Raw genomic sequence first — 12,925 nt, 5'->3', positions numbered from 1 at the left:
CCCGGATGACGGCGAGCCAGCGGCGCGAGCAGCTGCTCGAGGTCAGCAGGGGCCTGTTCGCCGAGAAGGGGTTCGAGGGGACGAGCGTCGAGGAGATCGCCGCGCGGGCGGAGGTGTCCAAGCCGGTCGTGTACGAGCACTTCGGCGGCAAGGAGGGCGTCTACGCCGTCGTGGTCGACCGCGAGGTGCAGGCCCTCACCTCCGCCCTGACCGGCGCGCTGGAGGAGGGCGGCCACCCCAAGGTGCTGGTCGAGCGCACCGCGCTGGCCCTGCTCGGGTACATCGAGGCGTCCGAGGACGGCTTCCGCATCCTCGTGCGCGACTCCCCGGTCGCCCAGGCCACCGGGACGTTCTCGTCGCTCATCGGCGACGTCGCGACCCAGGTGGAGCACATCCTCGCCGACCAGCTCAAGGTCAACGGGCTCGACCCCCGCACGGCCCCGCTCTACGCGCAGATGCTCGTCGGGATGGTGGCCCTGACCGGCCAGTACTGGCTCGACGCCCGCAGCCCCGACAAGGCGGAGGTCGCCGCGCACCTGGTGAACCTCGCGTGGAACGGGCTGGCCGGCATGGAGAAGCGCCCGAGGCTCACGAAGCCCCGCTGACCGCCCGCTCGCACCCTCCGCGTCGGTCGAGCCCGTCGAGACCCGGGTCTCGACAGGCTCGACCGAAGAAGGGTCCGTCAGCGGCCGTCGAGGTAGCCGTTGGCGTTGATGACGTACTTTGTCGCGGCGCCCGCGTCGAACTCGGCGTAGCCCTGCGGGGCCTCGTCGAGGGTGATCGCCTTCGCGCCCACGTTCTTCGCGATCTGCACGCGGTCGTGCAGGATCGCCTGCATCAGGCCGCGGTGGTACTTCATCACCGGGCACTGGCCCGTGGTGAACGACAGCGACTTGGCCCAGCCCGTACCGAGGCTGAGCGACAGCGCGCCCTTCTTCGCCGCCTCGTCGACGCCACCGGGGTCGCCGGTGACGTAGAGCCCCGGGATGCCCATCGCGCCGCCCGCGGCCGTGACGTCCATCAGCGAGTTGAGGACCGTCGCCGGCGCCTCGTGGCCCGAGTCCGAGCCGTGGCCCCTCGCCTCGAAGCCGACGGCGTCGATGCCGGCGTCGACCTCGGGGACGCCGAGGATCTGCTCGATCTGCTCGCCCGGGTCGCCCTTCGTGAGGTCGACGGTCTCGCAGCCGAACGTACGGGCCTTGGCGAGCCGGTCAGCGTTCAGGTCCCCGACGATCACGACCGCCGCCCCGAGCAGCAGCGCCCCGGTCGCGGCGGCGAGCCCGACGGGGCCGGCGCCCGCGACGTACACCGTCGACCCGACCCCGACACCGGCCGTCACGGCGCCGTGGAAGCCGGTCGGGAAGATGTCCGACAGCATCGTCAGGTCCATCATCTTCTCGAGCGCCTGGTCCCGGTCCGGGAACCGCAGCACGTTCCAGTCGGCGTACGGCACCAGCACGTAGTTCGCCTGGCCCCCGACCCAGCCGCCCATGTCGACGTACCCGTAGGCGCTGCCCGGGCGGTCCGGGTTCACGTTGAGGCAGATGCCGGTCTTGCGCTCCTTGCAGTTCCGGCACCGCCCGCACGCGATGTTGAACGGCACCGAGACGATGTCGCCGACCTTGACGAACTCGACGTCGCGACCGGTCTCCACGACCTCGCCCGTGATCTCGTGGCCGAGCACCAGATCCTTCGGCGCGGTCGTGCGCCCGCGGACCATGTGCTGGTCCGAGCCGCAGATGTTCGTCGCGACGGTCTTGACGATCACGCCGTGCGACACCGCGCGGCCGACGTTGGCCGGGTTCACCCCCGGCCCGTCCTTGAGCTCGAACGTCGGGTAGTCGATGTCGATGACCTCGACCTGCCCCGTCCCCTTGTAGGCGACGGCGCGGTTCTTGTCTGCCATGGTGCTCCTCCTCGAACACGTCCGGTCGTACACATGCGGCCCCGGTCCGAGCCGGTACGTCGACCGTAGCCACGTCCCGCCCTGCCGGCAGGACGGGGCCGACCGACGTCGAAAGGCGCGCGCCCGGGGCTGCCGTTGTGCGCGGCCCGGGGGTCTGCTAGGCCTGCGGTATGACCCGGGTCACCGTCCGACGCCGCGTCAGGCGCCTCACGATCGGCGAGCGCACGTCGCAGGTCGAGGACCTCCTCGCGGGCGAGGAGCCGCTGGAGATCCGCGTGGGCGGGCGCTCGTACGCCGTCACGATGCGCACCCCCGGGAACGACGTCGAGCTCGCGACCGGCTTCCTCGTCTCCGAGGGCGTGGTCACCGACGGCGCCCACGTCGCCGGGGCCCGGTACTGCGCGGCGTCGCCGCTCCCGGGCGGTCCGGGCAGCCACGAGAACGCCTACAACGTGCTCGACGTCGCCCTCGCCCCCGGCGTGCGACCGCCCGACCCGGCGCTCGCGCGGGAGTTCTTCACGTCGAGCGCGTGCGGGCTGTGCGGCAAGGCGTCGATCGACGCGGTGCGCACGCGCAGCGCGTTCGCGGTGGCGAACGACCCGGTTCGGGTGGACGCCGCGCTGCTCGCGGCGCTGCCCGACCGGCTGCGCGCGGCGCAGGACGTGTTCGCCCGCACCGGCGGGCTGCACGCCGCGGGACTGTTCGACGCCGCCACCGGCGCGTGCCTCGTGGTCCGCGAGGACGTGGGGCGCCACAACGCCGTCGACAAGGTGGTCGGCTGGGCCGCCGCGGCCGGGATGCTGCCGCTGCGCGGGACGGTGCTCGTGGTGTCCGGGAGGGCGAGCTTCGAGCTCACCCAGAAGGCCGTCATGGCGGGGGTGCCGGTCCTCGCGGCCGTCTCCGCGCCGTCGTCGCTGGCCGCCGAGCTGGCCGACGAGGCCGGGCTGACGCTGGTCGGGTTCGTCCGCGACCCGTCGCTCGTCGTCTACTCCGGAGGGCACCGGGTCGTCGAGCGCGCCGTCGAGCACGCGCAGGACGGCAGAGGGGACGCCGCATGACTCCGGACCGGCCGAAGGAGACGCGACCTCCGAAGGAGTGGGCGGCGGGGGTGCCCGGCATCGTGCACGCGCTCGGGCCGGCCCTGCGCGGGATGGGGCCCGCCCGGTCGGCGAAGCTGCTGCTGTCGATGAACCACCAGGACGGCTTCGACTGCATGAGCTGCGCGTGGCCGGACCCGGACCGGCGCAAGCCCGCGGAGTTCTGCGAGAACGGCGCGAAGGCCGTCAACTGGGAGGCGACGCCGCTGGTCGTGGACGCGTCGTTCTGGGCGGAGCACCCGGTCTCCGACCTGCGCACGCGCTCCGAGCACTGGCTGGGGCAGCAGGGCCGGCTCGTCGAGCCCGTGCACAAGGCCGCCGGCTCCGACCGGTACGTGCCGATCGGCTGGGACGAGGCGTTCGCGATCCTCGGCGACCGGCTGGGCGGGCTCGAGGACCCCGACCAGGCGGCCTTCTACACGAGCGGGCGGGCGTCCAACGAGGCTGCGTTCGTCTACCAGCTGTTCGTGCGCGCCTTCGGCACGAACAACCTGCCCGACTGCTCGAACATGTGCCACGAGTCCACGGGTGCCGCGCTCGGCGAGACGATCGGCGTGGGCAAGGCCACGATCACCTACAAGGACTTCGGCCAGGCGGACCTCGTCGTGATCATGGGCCAGAACCCGGGCAGCAACCACCCGCGCATGCTGACCGCGCTCGAGGAGGCCAAGCGGAACGGCGCGAGCATCGTCGCCGTGAACCCGCTGCCCGAGGCCGGGCTCATGCGCTACAAGAACCCGCAGACGCTGCGCGGGCTGGCGGGCCGCGGCACGCAGCTCGCCGACCAGTACCTGCAGATCCGGCTCGGCGGCGACATGGCGCTGCTGCAGGCCGTGTCCAAGCGGGTGCTCGACGCCGAGGCGGCGGCGCCCGGGACCGTGCTCGACCACGCGTTCCTCGCCGAGCACACGTCGGGCCTCGAGGAGCTGACCGCGCACCTGGCGGACCTCGACGAGGAGGCCGTGCTCGCCGCGACGGGGCTGACGAGCGCCGAGATCGACGAGCTCGCGGACCGCTACGTCCGCGCCCAGCGCGTCATCGTCACGTGGGCGATGGGCCTGACCCAGCACACCAAGGCCGTGCCCACGATCAAGGAGATCGTCAACCTGCTGCTGCTGCGCGGGAACATCGGCCGCCCGGGAGCGGGGGCGTCGCCGATCCGCGGCCACTCCAACGTGCAGGGCGACCGCACCATGGGCATCTGGGAGCGGATGCCGGAACCGTTCCTCGCCGCCCTGGAGGCGGAGTTCGGCTTCCCGGTGCCGCGCGCCCACGGCGTCGACTCCGTCGGCGCGGTCGAGGGCCTGGCGGCCGGGCGCATCAAGGCGCTCGTCGCGCTCGGCGGCAACCTCGCGTCGGCGATCTCCGACACCGCCGTCGCCGAGGACGCGCTGGGTCGCGCCGACCTCACGGTGCAGATCTCGACCAAGCTCAACCGCTCGCACGCCGTCGTCGGGCGCGAGGCGCTCATCCTGCCCACGCTCGGGCGGACCGAGATCGACCGGCAGGCCTCCGGGGAGCAGTTCGTCTCGGTCGAGGACACCGTCTGCGCGGTGCACGCGTCGCGCGGCAAGGTCGAGCCGGTGGGGGCCGGGCTGCTCTCCGAGGTCGCGATCGTCACGCGGATGGCGCGTGCGGTCCTCGGCGCACGGGCCGGGACGTCGTCGGACCAGCCCGGGCAGGTCGACTGGGCGGCGATGGAGCGCGACTACGACGTGATCCGCGAGCACATCGCGCGCGTCGTGCCCGGGTGCGAGGACTACAACGCGAAGATCCGGCGCGAGAGCGGGTTCCTGCTGCCGCACGGGCCGCGCGACTCGCGCACGTTCCCCACGCCCGACGGGCTCGCGCACCTCACGGTCAACGAGCTCGCCCCCGTCGAGTGCCCGCCGGGCCGGCTGCTGCTGCAGACCATCCGCTCGCACGACCAGTTCAACACGACGATCTACCGCCGCGACGACCGCTACCGCGGGATCAAGGGCGGGCGCGCCGTCGTCCTCGTCCACCCCGACGACGTCACGGAGCTCGGCCTCACCGACGGCGCGACCGTCGACGTGCACGGCGAGTACCACGACGGCGTCGACCGGGTGCTGCGCGGCCAGCGGGTCGTCGCCTACCCGACGGCGCGCGGCTGCGCGGCGGCCTACTTCCCCGAGGCCAACGTCCTCGTGCCGCTCGGCGCGACCGCTGAGACGTCCGGGACGCCCGTGTCCAAGGCCGTCGTGGTGCGCCTCGTACCGGCCTGACCGCTCACGACGACGCGCCGATCGGGCCGAGCACCCGGTCCAGCAGCCGGTCGGCGACGGCGAGCGCCGTCTCGCGCGAGTGGTGGCCTCCGACCATCCCCTGCGTCAGCCCCGACGCGGCCGCGAGCACGATCTCGGCGTCCAGGCGGCGGCCGCTGCCCGCGGCGCTCCCGTCGGTCGCACCGTCGGCCCGCGCGAACTGGTGGGCCACCACGTCGACGAGGACGCGGGGGGCGCCGAGCAGGGCGTCCGGCCCGATGCCGGAGCGGGTGACGGCCGCGGCGTGGAAGGCCGCGAGGACGACGGCGTCCGCCCGCTGCGCGTCGTCCAGCGGCAGCAGGGCCAGGAGGATCCCCCGCAGCACCTCGCGAGGCGCCGCCGGCTCTGCCTGCCCGGCCGGGCCGAAGCGGGCCGCGGCGTCCTCGATCACCGCCCGGTGGGTGGCCTCCAGCAGGCCCTGCTTGTTGCCGAAGTAGTACTGCACGAGCCGCACGGAGACGCCGGCCTCGGCGGCGACCGCCTGGAACGTCGCCGCCTCGAGCCCGTCGCGAGCGACGACGCGGCGGCTCGCGTCCGTGATCTGCCGCCGGCGCACGTCGTGGTCGACCAACCGTGGCATCCGTCCCCCTTCAGGGATCGCCGTGTGCTGACGCTTGATGATACGACCGTACCATCTTGGTGGTACGGTCGTATCATCAACGACTCGAGAGGGAAGCACATGACCACCTCCATCGGCAGCTTCCGCTCCGACGCCGCCCGCGCGGACTACGAGCGCGCGTACCGCGACCTCGAGCGGCTCTGGCCGCTGCCCGCCACCGAGCTGGAGGTCGAGACGCAGTTCGGCCGCACCCACGTGCGACGGTCCGGCGCCGGCGACCGCACGCCGCTCGTGCTGCTGCACGGCCTGAACGGGAGCAGCCTGAGCTGGCACGGGACGGTCGCCCCGCTGGCGGCGGACCGCGTCGTCTACGCGCCCGACGTCGTCGGGACCGCGGGCCGCAGCGTGCAGACCGCGCCCCTGACGAGCGGCGCGGACTACGGCGCCTGGGGCGAGCAGCTCCTCGCCGGGCTCGGCCTCGGCCGGGCGCACGTGCTCGGCTACTCCGAGGGCGCCTGGTTCGCCGGACACCTGGCGAGCCGTGCGCCCCACCGCCTGGCCAGCCTGACCCTGGGCGAGGGCATCAGCGCCCTGGTGAAGCCGTCGCGCGCCGTGGTGAGCCGGATGGTCCGGGCCGCGATGTGGCCCACCGAGAAGAGCTTCGCGAAGCTCGACGCCTGGCTCACCCCCGGCGTCGAGCTCAGCCCGGAGGACCGCGGCGTCGCGCGCGCCGCGACGAGGTACCGGCGGCGGACTCCCTGGCCGAGCCCGTTGACCGACGCCGAGCTCGCGGCGATCGCCGCCCCGACGCTGGCGCTCTTCGGCGCCGAGACGGCGCTCGGCGACCCCGTGGCGGCGGGGCGCCGCGTGGCCGACCACGTGCCCGGCGCGCGGGTCGAGATCGTGCCGGGCGGCGGGCACGGCCTGCTCTGGCAGCTGCCCGACCGGGTGCTGCTGCTCGTGACGGAGTTCCTCGACGCCCACGACCACGCCTGAGCGCGCAACGCGCGTGCGGTCGTCAGGCGCGGCGAGCCAGGGCGGTCGCGAGCGCGTCCAGCGCGGGCAGGGCGTCGAGCGCGGCGGCCCGGACGTCGTCGGGTGCCCCCTCGAGCCTGCGGGTCCAGAACTCGTGGATCCGTGCGACGTGCTCGACCGCGAGCGCGGTCGCCACGATCTCGACCGCCCGGCCATCGCCGGCCGGGTGCTCGCGCACCACGAGCCCACCGGCCTCGAGGGCGCGCAACGCCGTGCTGACGTTGCTGCGCGCGAGGCCCGTGGCCGCCGCGATGCGCGACGGCGACGCCCGCGGCGAGTGGTGGACCGCGCGGATCACCGCGACCTCGGTGCCCGTGAGCGGGACGATCCCGCGCAGCTCGGCCGAGCGGGGGTCGAGGTGGCGCGCCAGCTCGACGAGGACGTCGGCGAGGTGGGGCAGTCCGCTCGTCGAACCCCCGCGCGGGGTGACGATCGTCTCGTCGGGCATGGGCCGAGTCTAGGTCGGTGTGTTGGTTATAGTTTCATAATCATTATCTGCGCCCGGGCCACCGCCCGGGCGTCCCGCCGTCCGGGGAGGACGCGGCGCCGCGCGCCCCCTGCCCCGCTCGACAGCCCCCGAGGAGCTCCATGAGCACCACCACGCCTGCCCGCCCACCGTCCGCCGCCCCCGACGCCGGCACCGCCCGCCCGCCGCTGCGCGGGCGGCCCTGGCTCACGCTCGTCGGCGTGGCCTTCGGCCTGTTCCTCGTCGGGCTCGACGCCACCGTCGTCTCGATCGTCAACCCTGCGATCGCCGCCGACGTCGGCACGACCTTCGCGCAGCTCCAGTGGGTCACCCACAGCTACCTGCTCGGCCTGGCGGTGACCCTGATCCTCGCCGGCAAGCTCGGCGACCGGTACGGCCACCGCACCCTGTACCTGGCCGGCCTCGTCCTGTTCACGCTCGCCTCGGTCGCGATCGGCCTGTCGAGCACCGCCGCCGGGCTCATCGGCTTCCGCGTCGTGCAGGGGATCGCCGCCGGCCTCCTCATGCCGCAGACGCTCGCCATGCTGCGTGCCACCTTCCCGCGCGAGCGGTTCGGCATGGCCGTCGGCATCTGGGGCGGCGTCTCGTCCATCGCGATCGCCGTCGGCCCCACCCTGGCGGGTGCCCTCGAGGCGTCGTTCGGCTGGCAGTCCGTGTTCTTCGTCAACGTGCCGGTCGCGGCCGTCGGGCTCGTGTACGGCCTGTGCCTGCTTCCCCGGACGAGCTTCCCCGCGTCCGGCCGGTTCGACGTGCTCGGCGTGCTGGTCCTGGCGGTCGGCCTCGTGGCCACCGTGTTCGCCATCGTGCAGTCGGAGACGTGGGGCTGGGGCGACGCCCGCACGCTCGGCCTGCTCACCGCCGGGATCCTCGTCCTCGTCGGGTTCGTCGCCCTGCAGGCACGCACCGAGGCCCGCACCGGCGACGCGCTGCTGCCCATGTCCCTCTTCCGTGGCACCACGGTCGGCACCGGCGGCCTGATGATCGCCGTGAACTTCTTCGTGCTCATGGGCGCGACGTTCGTCCTGCCGATGTTCTTCATCAACCTGCGCGGCGCCTCGGGCCTCGACGCCGGCCTCATGATGCTGCCGATGTCCGCCGTCTCGATCGTCTCGGCCCCGATCGGCGCCCTGCTCGTCGCCAAGATCGGCACCCGCGCCACCGGGGTGCTCAGCCTCGGCCTCACCGCCGTGGCGCTGCTGATCCTGCTGGACGCCTCCGCCACCTCGGCGTACGGGGTGCTCGCGGTCGGCTTCGTCGTGCTCGCGATGGGCACCGGCATGACCATCACCGCGGGCGCCGAGGCCATCGTGGGCTCCGCCCCGCTGCGTCTGGCGGGCGTCGCCGGCGGCTTCCAGTCCACGTGCATCCAGATCGGTGGCGCGCTCGGCACCGCCGTCATGTCCGCCCTCGTCGCGACGAACGTGCACGCGGGCACCGGGACCCTGGGGCTGAGCGAAACCGAGCGCGAGGGGCTCGCCCAGGGCACGGTGCCGGACCACCTGGACCCGGCGTCCGCGGCGCTCGCCACGGACGCCTACGTCTCCGGCGTGCACGCGGCGTTCGCCGTCGCGGCCGCGGTGGTCGTCGTCGTCGCCGTGATCGCGTTCGTCACGCTGCGGAGGCCGCGTCAAGAGTCTTGACGTCGAGAGACCGGAGTACCCTCACGCCATGGACGTCTTGGCAGCGACCGGGGGTGACGAGGTCGATCGGATCGTCGCGGCATGGCGCCGCGAGCGCCCCGACCTCGACGTCGAGCCGTTGACCGTCTTCTCGCGGGTCAGCCGGCTCGCCCGGCACCTCGACCGCGCCCGGCGCGGCGCGTTCGCGCGGCACGACCTGGAGACGTGGGAGTTCGACGTCCTGTCCGCGCTGCGCCGCGCCGGCGAGCCTTACCGGCTCTCGCCCGGGGTGCTCGTCGCGCAGACGCTCGTCACCAGCGGCACCATGACCAACCGCATCGACCGCCTGGAGACGCGCGGGCTCGTGGAGCGGCACCGCTCCCCTGACGACCGGCGGGGCGTGCTCGTGCAGCTCACCGCCGCCGGGCGGCAGCGGGTCGACGCGGCGATGAGCGACCTGCTCGACGTGGAGGCGCGGGTGCTGGACGCGCTGCCCCCCGCGGTGCGTCCGCAGCTCGCCGCACTGCTGCGCACCGTCGTCGCCCAGTTCGACGAGTGACGGGCAGCCCGACGCCCGGCCGCCCGCCGGGCCCCGGCGACGCCGCACGCACCGGCTGGCTGCTGGCGGCGCTGCTGCTGGTCGCGCTCAACCTGCGCGCGCCCATCACGGCGGTGCCGCCCGTGGTGGACGAGCTCGCGGCGGGGCTCGGCCTCTCCGCGGCCGGCGTCGGGCTGCTCACCTCCGTGCCCGTGCTGTGCTTCGCCCTCTGCACGCCGCTCGCGTCGGTGCTGGTCGCGCGGCTCGGACCGGAGGCGTCCGTGACGGCGGCGCTCGGCGGCATCCTCGCCGGGACGGTGGTGCGGTCCGGTGGCAGCGTGCCCGCGGCGCTGGTGGGGACGGCTCTGATCGGCATCGCGATCACGATCGGCAACGTCGCGATCCCCGTCGTCATCACGCGGGACTTCCGGCGCCGCGCTGCCGCCGTGACCGGCGCCTACAGCGCGACGATGAACCTGGGGTCCACGTTCACCACGATGCTCACCGTCCCCCTCGCGGTGTCCTTCGGCTGGCAGTGGGCCCTGGCCGGCTGGGGCGTGCTGGCGGCGGGGGCGCTCGCCGCCTGGATCCCCGCCGGCCGCACCCTGGCGGCGCGCGAGGCGGGAGCCACGGCCGTCCGGCCGCCGTCGACCCGCCAGGAGCTCGCCGCGCTGGACCCGCCCGCGCGCCACGCGGCCCGCCGGCTCGCCGTCCTGCTCTCCGTGGCGTTCGCCGGACAGGCCACCGGCTACTACGCGATGACGGCGTGGCTGCCGGAGATCCTGCAGGACCGGCTCGGCATGACCGACGCCGCGGCCGGCGGCGCGGCGGCGCCGTTCCAGCTCTGCGCGGTGGCCGGGTCGTTCCTCGTGCCGCTGGCGTTCGCCCGGGGCCTCTCGGCCCGGACCACGGCCATGGTCATGGCGGCGATGTGGCTGTCACTCCCCGTCGGGCTGCTCGTCGCCCCTGGCCTGTGGCTTCTGTGGGTCGGGCTCGCGGGGGCGGCGCAGGGCGGCAACTTCACCGTGATCTTCACCCTCGTCGCACAGCGCAGCCCGGTGCTGGCGGTCGCCCGGCGCAGCTCCGCCGCGATCCAGACGGCGGGCTACGCGTGCGCCGCCCTCGCGCCGACCTGGATGGGTGCCGTGCAGGCGGCCACCGGTGGATGGACGGTGCCGCTGGTGCTGGTCACCGGCGTGCTGACCGTCATGGCCGTGGTGATGTGGGTGGCGTCGCGGCGGCCGGCGGCCCCGCCCGTCGGGCCCGCGCGCCCGTGAGGTCGAGCGCGAGCGCGCCGAGCGCCCGCAGCGTCTCCTCGGCGTCGGCCTCCGCGTAGCCGCGCGTGCACACGGCGACGACGAGCGCGTCGGGGCCCGGCTCCCCGACGAACGCGACGTCGTGCCGGATGCCGTCCACCCACCCCGACTTGGAGCCGTGCGGGACGCCGGCGGGCACGGAGTCGGTGAGCTGGCGGTCCGTCTGCCGGCCGAGGAGCCCGAGGGTCCAGGCGGTGGCTTGGGGGCCGGCCAGCCGGCCGGCGACGACGGCGGACATGAGCGCCGCCAGGTCGGCGGCCGTGGTGCGGTGCGAGGCCCCGCGAGCCTCCGCCTCCAGGTCGCTGTACTTGCGCCCGACGACGCTCGACGTCGCGCCGGCGTCGGCGAGGACCGCGTTCGTGGCGTCCAGCCCGACCAGGTCGATGACCATGTTCGTGGCCTCGTTGGACGAGACGACGACCATCCGCTCCAGCACCTCGGCCAGCGGCATCGGGGTGCCGGGCGGGGGCATCCCGGGGTCGAGGTCGTCGGGCTCGATGCGGTAGTCCGGCGCGCCCGGCACCTGCGAGGCGAAGGTGTCGGTGCTGACCACCTTCGTCTCGAGGGACACCGTCCCGGCCTCCAAGGCACGGGCCGCCGCCACCAGCACGGCGAGCTTGACCGTCGAGGCGGCGTAGAACGGCTCGGCGGCGTCACGGCAGGCCAGGATCGTGCCGCCCGCCCGTCGCACCTGGTACGCGACGACCGGCACACCGTCCGAGTGCGTCCCGGTGGCCGGCATCAGCGCCCCACCCCCGCGTCGTTGTGAGCATGATTTTGGCCCGGTTCGCGACGCGAATGGGGGCCAAAATCATGCTCACAACGACGATGGACGACGGCGGCGAAGGCGTCGGCCAGGGCGCGAGCCTGTGCCTCGTTCTCCGCCGCCCCCTCCAGCGCGGCCGCGTGCAGCGCGTCGCGGTCGAAGCCGAGTTTCGCCAGCTCCTCCGCGTCCCAGGTGCCGATCCGCGCGGGATCGGCCTCCGGGTGGAACTGCAGACCCCACGCCGCGTCGCCCACGCGGAACGCCTGCACGCGGCAGGCGTCGTTCGTCGCGAGGTGGACCGCCTGCGGCGGAAGCCCCGTGATCGAGTCGACGTGGCTCTCGACCATGCGCAGCCCGTCGATGCCAGACGGGCCTGCGGGCTGGCCTGCGGGCTGGCCGGCGGAAGGATCGGCGGGCTGGCCGGCGGGCTGGCCGGCGGATGGATCGGCGAGCAGGGCGGCGAGGGGGCCGAGCAGCGGGTCGTCGCCGGCCGCCGGAAGCAGCCGAACGGTGCACAGCCCCTTCTCCGTCTCGCCCGACCGCGCGGTCACCTGCCCGCCCGTGACGTGCGCGAGGAGCTGCCCGCCCAGGCAGATGCCCAGCACCGGGACGCCGGCGGCGAGCGCGGCGCCGGCGAGGCGGCGCTCGTGCGGCAGCCACGGCGCGCGCTCGTCCTCGTCCGGCAGCAGGCCGCCGCCGAGCAGAACGAGCCCGTCGACGGGGGTCGGCCGTTCGCCGGAGGCGGTGCCGGTCGCCGGGTCGCCGGAAAAGGCCGCGCCCAGGCCGGGGACGCGGGCGGCCAGCTCCGCGCCCTGCACCACGCGGGCGTCGATCCCGGCCTCGGTCAGCCAACCGGGCAGCCGGCCCGGCCCGCTCGTCGGCGAGTTCTGCACGAGGACGACGGTCGGACGGGTCACAGGTCAGCTCCCTCGGGCGTCGGAGACGCGGTCGTCGGAGACGTGATGGTCGGCAGCGCGGTGGTCGGCAGCGCGGTGGTCGGCAGCGCGGTGGTCGGGGACGGTGGCGGGGTCGGGACGGCGGTCGGCGGGCCCCGTCGGCCCGGGCGCTGTGGCCGGCAAGTGCGGTTCGGCGTGCCCGCGCGGCTCGGGCGTCCGCGCCGCCGCAGGTGCGGTGTGCGCATCTCTCGCGAAGTGGCAGGCCGCGGTGTGCGGGAGCCGCGCCGCCGTCTCTTCCGACCCACCGACCCTGCCGCTCTCGCCGGGCCGGACGCCGAGCGGGACCAGCACCGGGTCCTCGGTGCGACAGCGCGCCGGCACGCGCAGCCCCGCGCCGGCGTCGACGGCGCCCGCCTGCTCG

The 12,925-nt window shown here is 74.6% G+C and carries 13 protein-coding genes; 7 read left to right on the top strand and 6 right to left on the bottom strand.

Going from position 1 to position 12,925, the window contains the following annotated elements:
• Positions 1-5 precede the first annotated feature (5 nt).
• Positions 6-605, top strand: a complete 600-nt coding sequence (locus ABD254_RS14885; RefSeq protein ID WP_344249320.1) for a TetR/AcrR family transcriptional regulator — start codon at positions 6-8, stop codon at positions 603-605.
• Between the two features lie 77 nt (positions 606-682).
• Here ABD254_RS14885 and fdhA read toward each other — a convergent pair whose 3' ends face one another.
• On the bottom strand, positions 683-1,906 hold the full coding sequence (fdhA, locus tag ABD254_RS14880; protein ID WP_344249202.1) for a formaldehyde dehydrogenase, glutathione-independent: 1,224 nt from the start codon (positions 1,904-1,906) through the stop codon (positions 683-685).
• Between the two features lie 170 nt (positions 1,907-2,076).
• On the opposite strand from fdhA, the gene fdhD reads away from it, so the two are divergent.
• Positions 2,077-2,964 carry a formate dehydrogenase accessory sulfurtransferase FdhD gene (gene fdhD, locus ABD254_RS14875; protein ID WP_344249200.1) on the top strand — a complete coding sequence of 296 codons (888 nt, stop codon included), beginning with the start codon at positions 2,077-2,079 and terminating at the stop codon, positions 2,962-2,964.
• On the top strand, positions 2,961-5,249 hold the full coding sequence (locus ABD254_RS14870) for an FdhF/YdeP family oxidoreductase (protein WP_344249198.1): 2,289 nt from the start codon (positions 2,961-2,963) through the stop codon (positions 5,247-5,249). The genes fdhD and ABD254_RS14870 overlap by 4 nt, the downstream gene beginning before the upstream one ends.
• Positions 5,250-5,253: 4 nt before the next feature.
• Here ABD254_RS14870 and ABD254_RS14865 read toward each other — a convergent pair whose 3' ends face one another.
• Positions 5,254-5,868, bottom strand: a complete 615-nt coding sequence (locus tag ABD254_RS14865; protein ID WP_344249197.1) for a TetR/AcrR family transcriptional regulator — start codon at positions 5,866-5,868, stop codon at positions 5,254-5,256.
• Positions 5,869-5,967: 99 nt separating this feature from the next.
• On the opposite strand from ABD254_RS14865, the gene ABD254_RS14860 reads away from it, so the two are divergent.
• On the top strand, positions 5,968-6,843 hold the full coding sequence (locus ABD254_RS14860) for an alpha/beta fold hydrolase (RefSeq protein ID WP_344249196.1): 876 nt from the start codon (positions 5,968-5,970) through the stop codon (positions 6,841-6,843).
• Between the two features lie 22 nt (positions 6,844-6,865).
• Here ABD254_RS14860 and ABD254_RS14855 read toward each other — a convergent pair whose 3' ends face one another.
• Complete coding sequence (locus ABD254_RS14855; protein WP_344249195.1) at positions 6,866-7,330, bottom strand: MarR family winged helix-turn-helix transcriptional regulator; 465 nt, start codon at positions 7,328-7,330, stop codon at positions 6,866-6,868.
• Positions 7,331-7,470: 140 nt separating this feature from the next.
• On the opposite strand from ABD254_RS14855, the gene ABD254_RS14850 reads away from it, so the two are divergent.
• Genes ABD254_RS14850 through ABD254_RS14840 form a run of 3 tightly spaced genes read left to right on the top strand, consistent with a single transcriptional unit; the run spans position 7,471 to position 10,803 of the window.
• Positions 7,471-9,009, top strand: a complete 1,539-nt coding sequence (locus ABD254_RS14850) for an MFS transporter (RefSeq protein ID WP_344249194.1) — start codon at positions 7,471-7,473, stop codon at positions 9,007-9,009.
• A 28-nt stretch (positions 9,010-9,037) separates the two neighbouring features.
• The gene (locus ABD254_RS14845) at positions 9,038-9,547 is read left to right on the top strand and encodes a MarR family winged helix-turn-helix transcriptional regulator (protein WP_344249193.1); all 510 of its coding nucleotides are present in this window, start codon (positions 9,038-9,040) and stop codon (positions 9,545-9,547) included.
• Positions 9,544-10,803, top strand: a complete 1,260-nt coding sequence (locus ABD254_RS14840; RefSeq protein WP_344249192.1) for an MFS transporter — start codon at positions 9,544-9,546, stop codon at positions 10,801-10,803. The genes ABD254_RS14845 and ABD254_RS14840 overlap by 4 nt, the downstream gene beginning before the upstream one ends.
• Here ABD254_RS14840 and ABD254_RS14835 read toward each other — a convergent pair.
• The 3 genes from ABD254_RS14835 to ABD254_RS14825 all read right to left on the bottom strand — a co-directional run.
• Positions 10,733-11,584 (bottom strand): serine hydrolase, encoded by an 852-nt coding sequence (locus ABD254_RS14835; RefSeq protein ID WP_344249191.1) that lies wholly within the window; start codon positions 11,582-11,584, stop codon positions 10,733-10,735. The two genes, ABD254_RS14840 and ABD254_RS14835, sit on opposite strands and share 71 nt — an antisense overlap.
• Positions 11,584-12,525 carry a type 1 glutamine amidotransferase gene (locus ABD254_RS14830; protein ID WP_344249190.1) on the bottom strand — a complete coding sequence of 314 codons (942 nt, stop codon included), beginning with the start codon at positions 12,523-12,525 and terminating at the stop codon, positions 11,584-11,586. The genes ABD254_RS14835 and ABD254_RS14830 overlap by 1 nt, the downstream gene beginning before the upstream one ends.
• A 3-nt stretch (positions 12,526-12,528) precedes the next feature.
• Positions 12,529-12,925, bottom strand: a 397-nt coding sequence (locus ABD254_RS14825) for a hypothetical protein (RefSeq protein ID WP_344249189.1), incomplete at its 5' end; no start/stop codon positions are given.

Source organism: Isoptericola hypogeus, from assembly GCF_039531145.1.
Lineage (GTDB): Bacteria > Actinomycetota > Actinomycetes > Actinomycetales > Cellulomonadaceae > Isoptericola > Isoptericola hypogeus.
This window is presented reverse-complemented; position numbering and strand designations above follow the sequence as displayed.